We start from the raw sequence: 17,102 nt of genomic DNA on the forward strand, positions 1-17,102 counted from the left end.
GCAGGGTGTACCCGCCGGCCGCCGCCGGAGGTCGCGCCGCCCGCCTTTGCTCTGCTGCCCCGTACGCAACACCCGGCTGAGCTGCGCATTCCGCTTCCGGTTCGGCATGCACACCGACCGCAGCCCTCACTATTGGTGACTGTTGCGTGGGGGTAAGCAGAGCAAAGGCGGCGGAAGGGGTGCTGGGTGGCGGACCTGCGATCACCGCGTGTGTCGGGCGACGGTTGACCGGTCCGCTTCGGCCCCGCGTCAGCTCGCGCCAGGCCCGCAGCTCAGGCCGAGGCCGCAGGACGCCGCCCGCCAGGCCGAAGCCCGCAGGACGCCGCCTGCCAGGCCGAGGCCGCAGGAGCCACCCGCCAAGCCGAAGCCGCAGGACGCCACCCGCCAGGCCGAAGCCGCGGGACGCCGCAGGGCGCGGCGCCGGGCGGCAGTGCCGCCCGGCGCCGCGAGGGGTCGGGGTGTCAGTCGGCGGTGCGCTGCGCGGGCACCGGCGGGTCGCCGTCCTCGATGCGGGCGAGCCGGTTCTTCCGGTAGCCGTAGCCGAAGTAGATGACCGCGCCGAGCAGCATCCAGATCAGGAACCGGATCCAGGTCTCCACGGACAGGTTGAGCATCAGGTAGAGGCAGGCCAGCGCCGAGACGATCGGCAGCACCGGGGAGAACGGCACCTTGAACGACCGCTCCAGGTCCGGCCGGCGGCGGCGCAGGATCGGCACCGCCAACGACACCAGCACGAACGCGCAGAGCGCGCCGATGCTGACCAGGTCGGCCAGCGCGGACAGCGGCAGGAAACCGGCCAGCAGCGCGACGCCGACGGTCATGATGGCCGAGATCCGGTACGGGGTGCCCCAGCGCGGGTGGATCTTCGCGATCGACGGCGGGATCAGCCCGTCCCGGGCGATGGCGAAGCCGATCCGGCCCATGGCCACCAGGTCGACCAGGATCACGCTGGTCAGGCCGGCGACGGCGGCGATGGAGACCAGCACGGCGGCCCAGCCGGCGCCCACGGAGTTGAACGCCGAGGCGATCGGGGCGCCCTCGTCGATGTCGGTGTACTTGACCATGCCGACCACGACCAGCGAGACGGCGATGTACAGCACGGTGGAGATGCCCAGCGTGCCGAGCAGGCCCAGCGGCAGGTCCCGCTTGGGCTTGCGGGTCTCCTCGCCGAGGTTGGCCACCGCCTCGAAGCCGGTGTAGGCGAAGAAGACCACCGCCGCGGCGCTGAGCACCCCGGCCAGGCCGAACACGGAGGGGTCCAGGCCGAAGATGGCCTGGGTGACCGGCTGCTGGAGGCCGCCCTCCCCACCGGACGCCGGCTCCGCCGGCGGGATGAACGGGCTGAGGTTGGCGGCCTTCACGAAGAACAGGCCGGCGACCACGATGAAGACGCAGATGGCCACCTTGACCAGCACCAGCAGGTTGGTGACCCGGGAGGACTCCCGGATGCCGACGATGCCGACCACGCCGAGGATCAGCACGATCGCGATCGCGCCGATGTTGACGATGCTGCCCTCCTCACCGAACCAGGTGGTCGGCAGGCCGAGCAGCTCGCCCAGGTAGCCGGACCAGCCCCGGGCGACCACCGCGGCGCCGAGCGCGAACTCCAGCAGCAGGTCCCAGCCGATGATCCAGGCTACGATCTCGCCCATCGTGGCGTACGCATAGGTGTAGGCGCTGCCGGCGGCCGGGACGCTGGAGGCCAGCTCGGCGTAGCAGAGCGCGGCGAGCAGGGCGACCACCCCGGCGATGGCGAACGAGATCACCACGCCCGGCCCGGCGGAGTTCTTCGCCTCGATGCCGGTCAGCGTGAAGATGCCGGTGCCGATCACGATGCCGATGCCGAAACCGGTGAGGTCGAGCGCGCCGAGGCGGCGTTTGAGCCCGGGGCCGCCGTCCTCACCGTCGGCCTGGCTCTGGGCCATCACGTCCTTGATCGGTTTGGTCCGCAGTACTGACACCGCGATCACCCCTCCCGTGCCCACCCTGGTGGCGGCCAGCGGTGGGCGATGCTACCCAGGACGGACCCGCGTCAACCCCCACTTCTCCCCCCAACTCGGCCAGCACCGCACGTGTGGAGTCGATCACCTTCCGCGATGTGGGACGGCTCCCATGATCGATCGACGTCGAAGCGGGTCCGACCTGCGCCGCAATCCGCCCCAGCCTCTTGCGTTCATGCCGTCGGTGTGAAAATTTTCTACCAGCGGTAGATAGCATTCGGCGAATGTTGCCGCTTCCGCCGCGAGAAGACCGGGAGCCCCCGACGAAGGGACACACCGCATGAAGGCAACTCGGCTCGCCACCGCCGGGCTGGCCGCGGCGCTGCTCGGCGCGCTGGCCGCCGTCGCCCCCGCCAGCGCCGCGCCCGACGCCACGCCCGACCCCACCGCCACCTGCGTCACCGATCCGGCCACCCCGAAGCGCCAGTTCCGGGCCATGTGGATCGCCTCGGTGACCAACATCGACTGGCCCAGCAAGGCCTCCTGGACCGCGCCGGACCAGGTCGCCAAGCAGAAGGCCGAGTATCTGGGCTGGCTCGACCTGGCGCAGCGGCTCAACCACAACGCCGTCGTGGTCCAGGTCCGCCCGACCGCCGACGCCTTCTGGCCCTCCACGCACGAGCCGTGGTCGGAATACCTGACCGGAGTGCGCGGCAAGGACCCGGGCTGGGACCCGCTGGCCTTCCTGGTCGCCGAGTCGCACAAGCGCAACCTGGAGTTCCACGCCTGGATGAACCCGTACCGGGTGTCCATGCCGGCCCCGGGCGGCGCCGGCGCGGACATCTCGATGCTGGCCCCGGACCACCCGGTCCGCCAGCACCCGGACTGGGTCTTCGCGTACCCGCCGGCCGGGGTGGCCGGCAGCCGGCTCTACTACAACCCCGGCATCCCCGAGGTCCGCGAGTTCGTCCAGACCGCGATGCTGGAGGCGGTCGAGAAGTACGACGTCGACGGCCTGCACTTCGACGACTACTTCTACCCGTACCCGAGCGGCACGTACCAGGTGCCCGACGACGCCACCTTCGCCGCGTACCACCGGGGCTTCACCGACCGGGCCGACTGGCGGCGGGACAACATCAACCTGCTGGTCAAGGAGATGGGCGAGAAGATCAAGGCGGTCAAGCCGTGGGTGAAGTTCGGGGTCAGCCCGTTCGGCATCTGGCGCAACAAGTCGGTCGACCCGGCCGGCTCGGACACCACCGGCTCGCAGTCGTACGACATCATCTCCGCCGACACCCGTAAGTGGATCAAGGAGGAGTGGATCGACTACGTGGTGCCGCAGCTCTACTGGTACATCGGGCAGTACCCGGCCGCCGACTACGCCCGGCTGGTGCCGTGGTGGGCGGAGCAGGTCCGGGGCACCCGGGTCCAGCTCTACATCGGTCAGGCCGACTACAAGAGCGGTGACCCGGCGTACGGCTCGTACTGGATGAACCCGAACGAGCTGTCCGACCACCTGACGCTCAACCGGGCGTACCCGGAGGTGCTCGGCAACGTGCACTTCTCCGCGGTGCAGGTACGCCAGAACCGGCTCGGCGCCACCGACGTCTACGCCGCCGAGCACTACTCCCGCCCGGCGCTGGTGCCGACCATGCCCCAGCTGCCGTCGCGGCCGCTGCTGTCCCCGGTCATCACCAAGGCCCAGCGGCAGGCCGACGGCGTACGGCTGAACTGGCTCCAGCCGGCGAACGGCCGGGGTCCGCTCGGCACCGCCACCTCGTACGCCATCTACCGGTTCGACGGCACCGACCGCGCCGAGCGGTGCGACTTCGCCGACGCGGCCCATCTGGTCGGCACCGTGCGCGGCACGGACGGCCCGATCCAGTCCTGGCTGGACGACACGGCGGCGGCCGACGGGCGCTACACCTACTACGTGAGCGCGCTCGACCGGTCCTGGAACGAGGGCCCGGTGAGCGCACCTCGCTCCCTCCGCTGAGCGCGCAGGGCGCCCGGGGCTCACCAGGAGCCCCGGGCGGCCCGGCGTTCAGGCGGCCCGGGACAACCGCACCTCCAACCCGATCGGCCCGTCCCGCTCGACCTCGGCACCACCGAAGGCGCTCTCGGCGGCGAGCTGCCGGAACGTGTCGGCGGTGACCGCTCGGCCGCGCAGCCAGCGCAGCGCCGACCGGGTCCAGAAGGCGTCCAGCCCGCGCAGCCCCATCCCGGCCACCGCTGGCCCGATCTCCGCCACCGACGCGTCGGAGCGCAGGTCGTGGATGACCGCCCGGCCGCCCGGGCGCAACACCCGGTGCAGCTCGTCCAACGCCCGCACCGGGCGGACGAAGTTCTTGAAGGCGGCCTGGCAGACCACCAGGTCGAACGAGCCCGCCGGGAACGGCAGCTCGTGCACGTCGCCCTGCCGGAAGTCCACGTCGACCCCGGCCCGGCGGGCCGCCTCCCCGGCCAGCGCCACGAACGTGTGGCTGACGTCCAGCCCGGTCACCCGGTACGCCCCGAGCCGGGCCAGCTCGATCGCCAGGTAACCCGGCCCGGGCGCGACCTCCAGCACCGCCGCCCCGGCGGGCAGTCCGTCGGCCAGCCGGGCGGCCTGCCGGCGGTACTCGGCCAGTTGGCTGGCCGAGCCCCGGTTGCGGGCGTACCAGCGGGCGGTCGCCCCCTCCATCTCGGGCACCAGCCGCCGCCTGGGCGCGCGCAGGTTCTTCGTACTCATCTTGTCCTCCGGTCTCGGATCGGTTCTGGGCGCGAACCGGCCCGGGGTCGGAGGCCCGGTTATCGTTGCGGTTGCCACACCGTGCGGCCGGGCTCTCGATCCCGCGGTCTCGGTTCGCCGGTCCGGGCCCCGACGGCGGTGTTCCCGCACCCCCGTCGGGGCCCGTCTTCACTGCTGCTCGGTCCCCCTCTCGGCCAGCTCCGCCCAGTCGGGCGGCACCGCGCCGGTCTCGTGCCAGGCCCGCCACTCGGTCAGGCCCGGCAGCGAGCCGGTGGTCAGTTCGTCGAGCAGGCCGCGGACCCAGGTCGCCTCGGCCTGGCGTACGGCCAGGTCGTACTCGGCCTCGACGAGGAAGAGCCGGGGGATCTCCCGCCCGTGCCGGGCCAGCGCGGCACGGGCGTCGGCGAGCTGGGTCTCCAGCCGGTCGAGGCGCTGGCGCAGCAGCTCGGTCGCCTCGTCGGGGCCGAGGACGCCGAGCACGGACAGGCCGGCCTCGAACCGGGGGTGTTCCCGCTCCGGGACCGCGATCAGCTCGCGGGTCCAGTCGACCAGCTCGTCGCGGCCGGCCTCGGTGATCCGGTAGACGGTCCGCTCCGGACGCCGCCCCTGCCGGTCGCTCTGCACCGCCGCCAGCAGCCCGTGCCGCTCGAGGTTGGCCACCACCGTGTAGAGCGAACCCCACTTGATCGGCATGTCCTGGTCCTTGCCGCGCGCCCGCAGCACGCCGGCCATCTCGTACGGATGCATCGGCCGCTCGACCAGGGCGGAGAGCACGGCGAGGGCCAGCAGGTTGCCCACCCGTCGTCGCCTGGCCACCGGCCGACCTCCTCGCACCCGATTACTCGCAGACGAGCATACGCCGCCGAGCAACCCGCCCACCCCAGCCGGCGACCGGTGAGCCCCATCGACCCACATTCGTCTGTTTCCACGCATGTCACCGCTGGTTCGCGTCCGGCACGGCTCGACGTCCGCCGCTTGATCGACGATTATCTACGCCACCGGTCACCCGCCGGGGGCATCGCCGCACCGCAGACCCCCGCGGAGGTACCCGTGTCCAGACGCCTCACCACCACCCTCGCCGCCGGCGTGATCGCGCTGCTCGCCCTGCTCGGCGCCGGCTCCCCCGCCGCCGCCGCGGTGAGCACCGAGCAGAAGCTCACCGTCCTGTCCAGCTGGACCCAGACCAGCGCCACCAGCTACAACGCCTGGAACGCCGGCCGTCTCAACAAGGGCGCCTGGTCGGAGTACGCCTTCGACTGGTCGACCGACTACTGCTCGTCCAGCCCGGACAACCCGCTCGGCTTCAGCTTCAGCCTCTCCTGCTACCGGCACGACTTCGGCTACCGCAACTACAAGGCGATGGGCCGGTTCTCCGCCAACAAGTCCCGGCTGGACAGCGCCTTCTACGCGGACCTGAAGCGGGTCTGCGCCACGTACAACGTCGTCGTCCGGCCGGCCTGCTACAGCCTGGCCTGGACCTACTACGAGGCGGTCAGCATCTTCGGCTCCGTCGCCGCCGTCCAGCAGGCCGACATCGACCGTGCCGCCCGGATGAAGGCCGACGCCGAACGCCGCGCCCGCTCCTGACCGGGCCTGAGGTCCGCCCCGACCGGCCCGTCGGCCGGGGCGGACCGCTGCGGCTCGATGCGGCCGGCCGGGCGGGCGGAACGCCGCGGCGCGGGGCCCGCCGGGCCGAGGTCAGGCGTGCCCGGCGGGACGCCAGCCCGGGTCAGGCGTGCTCGGCGGGACGCCGGCCCGGGTCGGGGCCGGGCTGGCGCGGGGCGGGACCGCCGCCGGCGCCGAAGCGGCCCGAGCCCACCGCAAGGTCGGGGTGCTCCACCCCGAGGGCCAGCACGGCCGCCTCCTCCAGGCCCAGTTCGCCGCCCTCGGCGTACGCCCGGTCGTAGTCGGTGTCGCCCAGCGTCCGGCGCAGCTCGGCCTGCCGTTCCCGCCAGTACGCGCCGTACAGCCCGGGGGTGGCCCGCATGGTCGCCCGCACGGTCTGGCCCGCGCCGAAGAGCCGGGCGGCGAGCAGCGGCTGGCCGCCCGCCGCGCAGCGCACCGCGATCGCGTTGACCGTGTCGCAGGCCCGGCCGTGGTAGCCGTGGCTCATCCGGGAGCGCAGCGCCACCACCAGGTGCTCGTGCGCGGCGATCAGGTCACCGCGGGCCAGCGCCACCATGCCGAGCAGCATGTCCACCGAGCGGCGGCCCCGTTCCACCGGCCGGGTCGCCTCCACCGGTCGGGCCGCCCCGAGCAGCTCCGCCGCCTCGTCGAGGGCGCCCCGCCGCCACAGCAGCTCGGCCAGGTTGAACACGGCGAAGAGCGCGTCCCCGGCCACCTCCTGCTCGTACGCCCAGTCGATGACCTCCCGGCAGACCCGCTCCGCCTCGGCGAACTGCCCCAGGTCGATCAGGGGCGCCGCCCGGCCGGCCAGCACCCGGGCCAGCAGCCCGGCGTCGCCGGCCTGCCGGGCGGCCGCCTCGGCGCGCTGGGAGAAGCGCAGCTCCTCGGCGAACTCGCCGTCGGCCCCCGCGTGCAGCGAGTGCATGTGGTACGCCGCCGCCAGCTCCGCCTCCGGGATCGTCTCGCCGTGCTCCGCGATCCGCCCGTAGAGCCGGAAGAGCCAGAGCCGCCCCTCCCGGGCCAGCCCCCGCTCGCGCCACCAGTGGTCCAGCCCGCCGGCCAGCCGCAGCCCGGCCCGGGCGCTGCCCCCGGTGGCGCACCACCGCAGCGCCGCGCGCAGCTCGTCGGCGAGCGGGTCCAGGGCGTACAGCGAGAGGGTCACCGGCCGGCCGTCCGGGCCCAGGTGGGCCCGTTCCAGGGCGTGCGCGCACCAGGCGACGTGCCGGTTGCGGGCGGCCTGCTCCTCACCGGCCTCGGCCAGCCGGCGACCGGCGTACGCCCGGATCGGGTCGAGCATCCGGTAGGTGCTGCCCGACGCCCGGGGTTCGGCCAGCACCATCGACTTGTCCACCAGCACCGACAGCGGGTCGAGCGGGTCCTCACCGAGCAGCCACTCCACGGTGGTCAGGTCCACCGGGCCGGCGAACACCGCCAGCCAGCGCAGCAGCCGCGACGCGCGCGGGCCCAGCGTGCGGTACGACCAGGTGACGGTCGCCTGCATGGTGAGGTGGCGTTCGCTGGCGGAGCGTTGCACCGCCCGGTGGGCCGGGGTCGGCGGGGTGGCCCCGGCCGCGGCGGCGGCCAGGTCCACCGTGTCCTGCTGGTTGCCGGTCCAGCCGGTCTCGGCGGGCGGCGGCTCGGGCACGTCCCGGCCGGCGTCCAGCACGCCGAGCACGTCGTCGAGGCGGGCGGCGAGCTGGCCCACGGAGAGCACCCGCAGCCGGGCGGCGGCCAGTTCTATGGCGAGCGGCAGGCCGTCCAGCCGGCGGACCACCCGCCGCAGGTCGGCGGACTCCGCCGGGTCCGGCTGGCGACCGCCCCGGGCTGCCGCCGTCCGGTCCAGCAGCAGCGCCACCGCGTCGCTCTCCGCGCCACCCGGCCCGACCTCGACCGACAGCGGCGGAATCCGCCACACCACCTCGCCGGGCAGCCCGAACGGCTCCCGGGTGGTGGCGAGCACCCGGACCCCCCGGCCGCCGGCCAGCAGCCGGGAGATCACCTCGGCCGAGGCGGCGGGCTGCGCGTCGCAGGTGTCCAGCAGGATCAGCATCCGGCGGGCGGCCGCGTACTCGACCAGGGTGTCCACCATCGGGCGGCCGGGCTCCGGCCGCAGCCCGAGCACGGCGGCCACCGCGAACGCCACCAGCCCCGGGTCGGTCACGGTGGCGATGTCGACGAACCACACCCCGTCCGGGTACGCCTCGACCGCCCCGCAGGCCAGCTCCACGGCCAGCCGGGTCTTGCCGGTGCCGCCCGCGCCCAGCACGGTGACCAGCCGGTGCGCGTCGACCAGCGCGCGCAGCTCGGCCCGCTCGGTCTGCCGGCCGACGAACGTGGTGACCTGGGTGGGCAGGTTGTGCGCCACCGCGTCGGCGGTGCGCGGCCGGGGGAACTGCCGCTCCAGGCCCGGCGCCACCAGCTGGAACAGCCGTTCCCGGTCGTCGAAGCCGCGCAGCCGGTGCAGGCCCAGGTCCAGCAGGGACGCCCCGACCGGCAGCGGGTCCGCGTGCCGGGCGGTCGCCGCCGAGCAGAGCACCTGCCCGCCGTGCGCGGCGGCGGCGACCCGGGCCGCGCGGTGCACCTCCGGGCTGGCGTACTCCCCGTCGCGCGGCTCGGCCCACCCGGTGTGCAGCCCCATCCGGACCCGCGGGGCGGCATCCGGGGTGGGCCACTCGTGGTCGGCCAACGCCCGCTGGCCGTTCAGGCAGGCGGCCAGTGCCGCACCCGCGTCCGGGAAGGCGAGGAAGAACGAGTCGCCCTCGGTGAGCAGCTCGGCCCCGTCGGTGGCGACCAGCGTGCGGCGCAGCAACCGGCGGTGCTCGGCCAGCACCGGACGGTAACCCGCGCCGAGCATCTGGGCCAGCCGGGTGGAGCCCTCGATGTCGGTGAACACGAAGGTCACCCACCCGCTCGGGAGGTGGATCCCTGGCGACATGCGTGGAACCTCCCGCCCCGTGACGTCGGGTACATGCTGCCCTATGTGCGCGCGGTTACGCATCGTGAGAACGGTCGGGCGGAATCCGCCCCATGGTCCCCTCGCCATCCTCGGCGAAGGCGTGGTCGGGGCCGCGCGCGGGGTACGGGCAGCGGTCGTTCGCCGGGGCCCGGAGGCTCAGCAGCCGCAGCCGCCGCCGCAGCACCCGCCGCCGGTCGGGGCGGGGCCGCCGCCGGGGACACCACCGCCCCGGCCGGTGACGGCCACCGTGGACAGCAGCTTGACGGTGTCACCGTGACCCTGCGGGCAGGACGCCGGCGCGCCGGCCTCCGACATCGGCCGGTTGACCTCGAAGGTGTCGCCGCAGGCGCGGCAGCGGAACTCGTACCGGGGCATGGCTCCAGGGTACGACCCGCCGGCGGGGAGTCTCTGTTCGACGGTGCTGCGGGCTACTTCGCGCCCAGCACCTCGCGCATCCGGTTGATCTCCGCGGTCTGCTCCGCGATGACGCCGCCGGCCATCTCGTTGATGATGACGTCGACCCCGAGCGCCAGCGCCTCGCCCGCCATGTCGATGGCGCCCTGGTGATGTTCGATCATCATGCTGACGAACATCCGGTCGAACTCGGCCCCTCGGGCGGCGGCGAGCCGGTCCAGTGCCTCCGGTGACTGCATGCCACGCATCTCGTGCTGGTGCCGACCGCCGGAGTTCCGGTCCAGGCCACGGTCCGCCAGCCAGGTCTCCATCGTCTTGATCTCCGGCTCCTGGGCCGCCACGATCCGGTCGGCCATGATCTTGAGTTGCGGGTTCTGACCCCGGTCCGCCACCAGCTTGGCCATCACGAGCGCCTGCTCGTGGTGGGGGATCATCATCGTCACGAACCGGGTGTCGGCGTTGTTGTGCGGCCGCCGTGGCGCGGGTGTCAGCTCGTTGGCCGCGAGGGTCTTCGCCGGCTCACCCGGGGCCCCGGGCAGCAGCACCGGCGCGGTCACCTCCGGTGGGCGGGGCAGGGCGAGCGTTTCCGTCGGTTCGGGCTTCGCCGCCGGGCTCGGCTGGCCGTCCGGCCACCAGACGACCGCCGCGACCCCGGCCGCCACCACCGCGAGCACGACCAACTCGATCAGCACAATTGCCCGCGATCGTCCGAGAAGAGCGCGAACCCGTTCATCTAGCACAACTCGACTCCTGCCGTCCGCCCGAGGATGGCCGGGATCGTAACGTGGCACCCCCTCGGCTCGGGAAGATCGAGACAGGGAAAAGACGCTATTGGTCCCCACCTGCGGTTATTCGCGCCGCCGCGCCGCCAGAAGGTTTGCCTAACCGTGATCATTACCGGCAGGTTACTGTGATCCAGGTCACAATCTCGACCTCGAAGGGCAGTTATCGTCCCGGATACCCTGCTCAACCCCCTGACGAAGGGTTTCCCAAATGTTCGAGCGAACCCCACAAGGGAGCCGGAGGCTGGCCATCACCGTGGCCGCAACAGGCGCCCTTCTTCTGAGCGGCATCGTGGCCGCGTCACCGGCGATCGGCGACACCGGATCCACCGACAGCACGGACGTCTGCGAGTCGTTCCGGGAGGCCGGAGACAACTTCGCTGAGTACTGCATCAGCGAGCAGGCCGCCGACACCGTGACGGCCGCGAACGTCATTCCGGGCGTCGACGAGATTTCCCACAGCCCCAACCTGCGGCAGATCGCCAACTACCCCAAGTTCGGCGGGTTCGCGAGCGAGGGGGCGTACAACTCGGACCTGGCGTTCCAGGGCAACTACGTCTTCGCCGGCAACTACGAGGGCTTCAGCGTCTTCGACGTCAGCAAGCCCGACTCGCCCCAGGTCGTCAGCCAGGTGGTCTGCTCCGGCTCGCAGGGCGACCCGTCGGTCATGGGCAACCTGCTGTTCCTCGCGGTCGACCAGGTGCGGACCAACGACACGTGCACCAGCGCGGTCGGCTCCGTCGCCAACGCGGCCCACTGGGAGGGCGTCCGGATCTTCGACATCAGCGACAAGGCGAACCCGAAGTACATCAAGTCGGTCCGCACCGACTGTGGTTCGCACACCCAGACGCTGGTGCCGAGCAAGGACGGCAAGAGCGTCTACGTCTACGTGCAGTCGTACAGCCCGTCGGCCAGCGCCGCGTACTGCAAGACGCCGCACGACAAGATCTCGATCATCAAGGTGCCGCTGGACGACCCGACCGCCGCGTCCGTGGTGGCCACCCCGGTCCTCTTCCCGGGAACCACCGGCGCCAACTCCACCAGCGGATGCCACGACATCACCGTCTACCCGGCACTTGACCTGGCCGCCGGTGCCTGCATGGGCGACGGCGTGCTGATGGACATCTCCAACCCGGAGGCGCCGCGCATCATCAGCCAGGTCCGGGACACGAACTTCGCGTTCTGGCACTCGGCCACGTTCAACAACGCCGGCACCAAGGTCATCTTCACCGACGAGCTCGGCGGCGGCAGCAGCGCGATCTGCACCGCCAACTACCGGACCAACCAGGGCGCGGACGCGATCTACGACATCGTCGGGTCCGGCGACGACCGCAAGCTGGTCTTCAAGAGCTACTTCAAGATCCCGCGGCTGAACACCACCCGGGAGAACTGCGTCGCCCACAATGGCTCGCTGATCCCGGCGATGGGCCGCGACATCATGATCCAGGCGTGGTACCAGGGCGGCATCTCGGTGTTCGACTTCACCGACTCGGCCAACCCGGTCGAGATCGCCTACTGGGAGCGGGGCCCGCTCTCGGAGACCCGCAACATCCTCGGTGGTTCCTGGTCGACGTACTACCACAACGGCTACATCTACTCGAACGACATCCAGAAGGGCCTCGACGTCCTCAAGCTGGACGACCCGCGGACGAACAACGCCCGCGCGATCGCGTTCGACGAGCTGAACGTGCAGACCCAGCCCAGCTACCCGGCCTGCACCACCGTCCTGACCAACCGGCAGAACGGTGGGCTCGACATCAAGTCCGGCGTCACCTGCCTGGACGGGGTGACGGTCAACGGGGCGACCAAGGTCGCGCCGGGCGCCGGCCTGATCGCCTTCAACTCCACCCTCAACGGCTCGGTCAGCGCGAACGGCGCTTCCGTGGCGTCGATCGTGGAGAGCCGGGTGAACGGCTCGGTGGACGCCATCGGCGGCACCGTGCGGGACAGCGTGGTCACCGGTTCGGTGAAGACGAGCTGACCGCTCACCAGCACCAGAGCTCCGGCCCGGCGGATCCCGCCGGGCCGGAGCCCGCTGTGGTACGGCCGGCAGGACCGGATCTGCCACCCCGGGCGGACATGGGTGATACTCGACGAGTGGCGGACGGCGAAGACAGATCGACAGTTCGGCCCCTGCGACCGGCTACACCGCCCGATGATCTCGGGGTCGCCCGCCCGGCGGTCCCGCGCCCTCGACGCTCCCCGCTGAAGCCCAGCACGCCGCCGGTCGCGGCCGACGCCGGGTCCGGTCCGCCGGACGCCGGATCAGGTTCAGCCGTCGCCCGGACGGAACCGGCCGGTTCCCCGACGGCGCCGGAAACGGCCAGTGTCGCGACGGCACCGGAAGCGGCCGGCTCGCCGACGGCACCGGAAGCGGCCAGTCCTCCGACGGCACCGGAAGCAGCCGGGGTCGCGACAGTGCCGGAAGCGGCCGGTTCCCCGACGGCACCGGAAGCGCCCGGCTCGCCGACGGCGCCGAAAGCGGTCGGTGTCGCGCCGGCAGCGGCGGCGGCCGGGGGACGGCGGCGGCGGATTCCGTTCGCGCACGCGGTGCCGGTGCCAGCCCGGCGGCTGGCGCTGGGGGCGGGCCGGGCCACCCGCGCCTGGTCCGGCCGGCCGAGCGGGCGGGCCACGCTCGCCGGGCTCTTCCTGCTGCTCCTGGTCGGGGTCACCGCGGCGGCCGGCGCGCTGCTGGTGCCGGCGACCGCCGGGCGGCAGGTAGCCGCGGACGCCACCGTGACCACCCCGGTCGGCATACCGACGGGCAACGCCCTGCCACCGGCGACCGCCGCGCCACCGCCGGTCGCCGCGCCACCAGCGACCGCCGTGCCTCCGGGCGCGTCCGGGCCGGCGGGGCTGCCCGGGGCCACCGTGCCATCCGGCACGCCGCAGCCCACCGGGACGGTGGTCGGCCAGCCGGCGACCGGCAGGCCGGCGGACGCCCTGGCCATCTGGGCGCAGCAGGTCGGCGCCCGGACCGACATCTCCCCGGTGGCCATGCAGGCGTACGGCTACGCCGAGCTGGTCCTGGCCCAGACCCACCGCAGCTGCCAGTTGAGCTGGACCACGCTGGCCGCGATCGGCTACGTGGAATCCCGGCACGGGCAGGCCAACGGGGCGACGCTGAAGTCCACCGGCCGGGCCGAGCCGGAGATCATCGGTGACCCGCTGGACGGCCAGGGCGGCCGGTCGCTGATCCGGGACACCGACCGGGGCGCGCTGGACCGGGACACCACCTACGACCGGGCGATCGGCCCGATGCAGTTCATCCCGACCACCTGGGAGCAGGTCGGGGCCGACGCGGACAACGACGGCCAGCGCGACCCGCACAACATCAACGACGCGGCCCTGGCCGCCGGCAACTACCTCTGCCAGGGCGGCCGGAACATGACCATCGCCGGTGACTGGTGGGGCGCGATCCTGTCGTACAACGACGTGCGCCGGTACGCGCAGGACGTCTTCGACAAGGCCAACGAGTACGGCCGGGCCAGCCGCACGTGACGTGACCGTTCGCACACATTTGGAGAAGCGGACACTTCCCCCGGGCAACGGTTGACGGCAAGCTAGACGGGTGATGGTGCGCGAGTGGGATCCACGGACGGCGTCGTCCGACGAGATCGCGTCGCTGCTGGACACGCTGAACGCGGTCCTCGCGGCCGATCTACCGGAGGACCCGCCGTGGCGGGAGAGTTCGCTGCGGGAATACCTCTCCGAGGTGATGCCGGGCGAACGCCGGATCTCCTGGCTGGCCCAGGCCGAGCCGGATGCGGACGGCCGGCCCGGCGCTGTCCTGGGCCACGTCCAGGTGCTGCTGCTAGGCGGCATCGGCGTGCTGGAGGTGCTGGTGCGCCCGTCGGCCCGGCGCACCGGGCTGGGCCGGACGCTGGTCCGGCTGGCCGCCCGCCGGGTGTGGGACGAGGGCTTCCAGTCGATCGGGGTGGAGGTGGTCGGGGGCACCCCGGCGGTCGCCTTCTACGAGTCGCTCGGCTTCACCCGGGAATACGTCGAGACCCGCAGCGTGCTCGACCTGACCGCGGTGGACTGGCCGGCGCTGGCCGAGATGGCCACCGGCGTCGCGGCCGGCTACCACGTCGAGTTCCACCCGGGCGGGCCGCCGGAGGACCTGCTCGGGGCGTACGCGCGGGCCAAGGCCGAGGTGCGCGACGTCGACGACGGCGAGCTGCGCCCCAGCTCCTACGACCCGCAACGGTTGCGGGACAGCCTCGACACGCTGCACCGGCGGGGCATGAAGCCGTACATCGTGCTGGCGCTGCACGAGCACTCCGGCGAGGTGGCCGGGCTGACCGAGGTGGTGGTGCCCGCGCAGCATCCGACCCGGGCCGACCAGTACGACACCATCGTCGTGCAGGATCACCGCGGCTACGGCATCGACCGGGCCATCAAGGCACGGATGCTGCTGGAGCTGCGCTCCGCCGAGCCGGAGCTGGCCGAGGTGCAGACCTGGAACGCGCAGGCCAACGAGGCGATGCTCAAGGTCAACGCCGAGCTGGGTTACCGGCCGGACCGGGAGTGGTGCGAATACAGCGTGGACGTGGCCGAGCTGGTGCACCGGCTGGACGCCGGCGCGGCCGGCCGGGACAACTGGTCCGCTCAGTAGTCCCAGCCGCGGGGGTCCGGCGGCGGCGGCGCGAAGCGGTACTTCGCCACCCGCACCTCCCACTGGCTACGCCGCCGCCGCGCCGCCCGCTCCACGGGGCAACGATGGAACGTCTCCGGCGGCCGGGCCAGGCCGTAGATGTCGGCCCACCACTCCCCCGGCCTCGGGTCGAGGATCGTGTTCAGGTGGGACGGGTAGCGCCGGCCCGCGCCGTCCCGGATGTCCTCCCGGTCGCCCATCGGCTGGATCACGTGCCCGTCCGGGTCGACCACGGCGAGGCGTAGCCCCGCCGCGCCGAGGAGCTGTTCGAGCACGCGGAGGCTGGGGGTCATCTCGCCGGTCTCGACCCGGCCCACGGTCGACGGCGCCACGTGGGCGAAGCGAGCCATCTGCCGCTGGCCGAGCCCGGCGATGCGCCGTGCCCGGCGCACCAGGCCGGCGATCGGGAAGGGACCGACGGTCGGCCCGGGGTCCGGAGGATCGAGTGCGGAAGCCATGTCCCGGACCCTGCCCGCCGCGCCGCCCCGACGACAACCCCTGTGGAAAAACCTGTGGACAACCAGTGGCGAACGGTGGCGCCCTCCGCCACCCGCCCCCTACCTGCCGCCGCCCGCCGAGCCCTCGGCCTGCCCCACCCCGACCTGCCTGAACGTCGGTCCGGCCGGACTTGGCCCGACCCGCCCCCGCCGTCGACCCGGCCCGACGAGCCCACCTCGACCACCCCTCCTCCGCCGCCTTTGCTCTGCTGCCGCGGAGGCAACAGAAAACCGCCTCGGGTGTTGCCTCGGCGGCAGCAGAGCAAAGGCGGCGAGTGGGGTCACCCGGGCTCCGGGCGCGACGGAACGCAGGACAGTCGGACGGCGTACCGCGCGGCGGACGCAACGCCCGCGAACGGCATACCGCGCGACGGACCGCACGACAGGCGAACGGCATACCGCGCGACGGACCGCACGACAGGCGAACGGCATACCGCGCGGCAGACCGCAGGACAGGGGGACGCCGGCGCCGTCGCGGCGGCGGACCGAGCGGTGGCGGGGCCGGTCTAGTAGCGCTCGCGGAGCAGCCGGGCCGCCTCGACCGCCCAGTAGGTGAGGATGATCTGCGCGCCGGCCCGGCGGATCGAGGTGAGCGTCTCCAGCATCACCCGCTCGCGGTCGATCCAGCCGTTCGCGGCGGCCGCCTCGACCATCGCGTACTCGCCGGAGACCTGGTAGGCGGCGACCGGGACGTCCACCTCGGCCCGGACCGCCGACACCACGTCGAGGTAGGGCAGGGCGGGCTTGACCATCACCAGGTCGGCGCCCTCGGCCACGTCGAGCTTCACCTCGCGCAACGACTCCCGCAGGTTCGCCGGGTCCTGCTGGTAGGCGCGCCGGTCCCCCTCCAGCGCCGACTCCACCGCGTCGCGGAAGGGGCCGAAGAACGCGGAAGCGTACTTCACGGCGTACGCCAGGACCGAGACGTCGGTGTGGCCGGCGGCGTCCAGGGCCCGGCGGACCACGCCCACCTGGCCGTCCATCATCCCGGACGGGCCGACCATGTGGACGCCGGCGTCGGCCTGGGCGACCGCCATCCGGGCGTACGCCTCCAGGGTGGCGTCGTTGTCCACGGCGCCGTCCGGGGTGAGCAGGCCGCAGTGCCCGTGCGAGGTGAACTCGTCCAGGCAGAGGTCGCTCATCACCACGGTGGCGTCGCCGACCTCGGCGACGACGTCCCGGATGGCGACGTTGAGGATGCCGTGCGGGTCCAGGCCACCCGAGCCGGACTCGTCCCGGGAGGCCGGCACCCCGAAGAGCATGATCCCGCCCACGCCGGCCTGGACCGCCTCCGCCGCGGCCTTGCGCAGCGAGTCCCGGGAGTGCTGGAGCACCCCCGGCAGCGACGCGATCTGCCGGGGCTCCGCCAGCCCCTCCTTGACGAACATCGGCACGACCAGCTCGGCCGGGTCGACGCGGGTCTCGGAGACGAGCCGGCGCACGGCCGCGTTGCGGCGCAGCCGGCGGGGCCGGATCTCGGGGTACGGCATGCGGGCCTC

The 17,102-nt window shown here is 73.1% G+C and carries 13 protein-coding genes; 5 read left to right on the forward strand and 8 right to left on the reverse strand.

All coding sequences use genetic code 11. The features are described from left to right. Positions 1-461: 461 nt before the first annotated feature. Positions 462-1,961 (reverse strand): amino acid permease, encoded by a 1,500-nt coding sequence (locus K7640_RS14005; RefSeq protein WP_222955246.1) that lies wholly within the window; start codon positions 1,959-1,961, stop codon positions 462-464. Between the two features lie 319 nt (positions 1,962-2,280). Between K7640_RS14005 and K7640_RS14010 the strand changes: the two genes are divergently transcribed. Continuing rightward, a complete protein-coding gene (locus K7640_RS14010) occupies positions 2,281-3,936 on the forward strand; it encodes a glycoside hydrolase family 10 protein (protein ID WP_222955247.1) in 1,656 nt (551 codons plus the stop codon). 48 nt (positions 3,937-3,984) lie between these two features. Here K7640_RS14010 and K7640_RS14015 read toward each other — a convergent pair whose 3' ends face one another. Continuing rightward, positions 3,985-4,671: a class I SAM-dependent methyltransferase gene (locus K7640_RS14015; protein WP_222955248.1), complete on the reverse strand. Its 687-nt coding sequence runs from the start codon at positions 4,669-4,671 to the stop codon at positions 3,985-3,987. Between the two features lie 168 nt (positions 4,672-4,839). Continuing rightward, positions 4,840-5,487, reverse strand: coding sequence for a PadR family transcriptional regulator (locus K7640_RS14020; protein ID WP_222955249.1), 648 nt, complete (start codon positions 5,485-5,487; stop codon positions 4,840-4,842). 234 nt (positions 5,488-5,721) lie between these two features. On the opposite strand from K7640_RS14020, the gene K7640_RS14025 reads away from it, so the two are divergent. Next, a complete protein-coding gene (locus K7640_RS14025; RefSeq protein ID WP_222955250.1) occupies positions 5,722-6,258 on the forward strand; it encodes a phospholipase in 537 nt (178 codons plus the stop codon). Positions 6,259-6,400: 142 nt separating this feature from the next. Here the strand turns inward: K7640_RS14025 and K7640_RS14030 are convergent, their stop codons facing one another. The 3 genes from K7640_RS14030 to K7640_RS14040 form a co-directional block, all read right to left on the reverse strand. Then, positions 6,401-9,232 (reverse strand): adenylate/guanylate cyclase domain-containing protein, encoded by a 2,832-nt coding sequence (locus K7640_RS14030; RefSeq protein WP_222955251.1) that lies wholly within the window; start codon positions 9,230-9,232, stop codon positions 6,401-6,403. Between the two features lie 177 nt (positions 9,233-9,409). After that, on the reverse strand, positions 9,410-9,628 hold the full coding sequence (locus K7640_RS14035) for a zinc ribbon domain-containing protein (protein WP_222955252.1): 219 nt from the start codon (positions 9,626-9,628) through the stop codon (positions 9,410-9,412). Between the two features lie 53 nt (positions 9,629-9,681). Continuing rightward, on the reverse strand, positions 9,682-10,359 hold the full coding sequence (locus K7640_RS14040) for a DUF305 domain-containing protein (RefSeq protein ID WP_222955253.1): 678 nt from the start codon (positions 10,357-10,359) through the stop codon (positions 9,682-9,684). A 301-nt stretch (positions 10,360-10,660) separates the two neighbouring features. Here K7640_RS14040 and K7640_RS14045 point away from each other — a divergent pair, with 301 nt between their 5' ends. The 3 genes from K7640_RS14045 to K7640_RS14055 all read left to right on the forward strand — a co-directional run bounded on the left by K7640_RS14045 (position 10,661) and on the right by K7640_RS14055 (position 15,067). Beyond that, positions 10,661-12,430 (forward strand): LVIVD repeat-containing protein, encoded by a 1,770-nt coding sequence (locus K7640_RS14045; protein WP_374198086.1) that lies wholly within the window; start codon positions 10,661-10,663, stop codon positions 12,428-12,430. A 98-nt stretch (positions 12,431-12,528) separates the two neighbouring features. Next, a complete protein-coding gene (locus K7640_RS14050; protein WP_255608980.1) occupies positions 12,529-13,950 on the forward strand; it encodes a lytic murein transglycosylase in 1,422 nt (473 codons plus the stop codon). Between the two features lie 73 nt (positions 13,951-14,023). Continuing rightward, entirely contained in the window at positions 14,024-15,067 is a 1,044-nt protein-coding gene (locus K7640_RS14055; RefSeq protein ID WP_222955481.1) for a GNAT family N-acetyltransferase, read from the forward strand. Here the strand turns inward: K7640_RS14055 and K7640_RS14060 are convergent. Next, positions 15,061-15,564 (reverse strand): helix-turn-helix domain-containing protein, encoded by a 504-nt coding sequence (locus tag K7640_RS14060; RefSeq protein WP_222955255.1) that lies wholly within the window; start codon positions 15,562-15,564, stop codon positions 15,061-15,063. The two genes, K7640_RS14055 and K7640_RS14060, sit on opposite strands and share 7 nt — an antisense overlap. A gap of 545 nt (positions 15,565-16,109) precedes the next feature. Next, the gene (gene hemB / locus K7640_RS14065; protein WP_222955256.1) at positions 16,110-17,093 is read right to left on the reverse strand and encodes a porphobilinogen synthase; all 984 of its coding nucleotides are present in this window, start codon (positions 17,091-17,093) and stop codon (positions 16,110-16,112) included. Positions 17,094-17,102 lie beyond the last annotated feature (9 nt).

Source organism: Micromonospora sp. PLK6-60 (genome assembly GCF_019890675.1).
In the GTDB taxonomy this organism is placed as follows: Bacteria; Actinomycetota; Actinomycetes; order Mycobacteriales; family Micromonosporaceae; genus Micromonospora.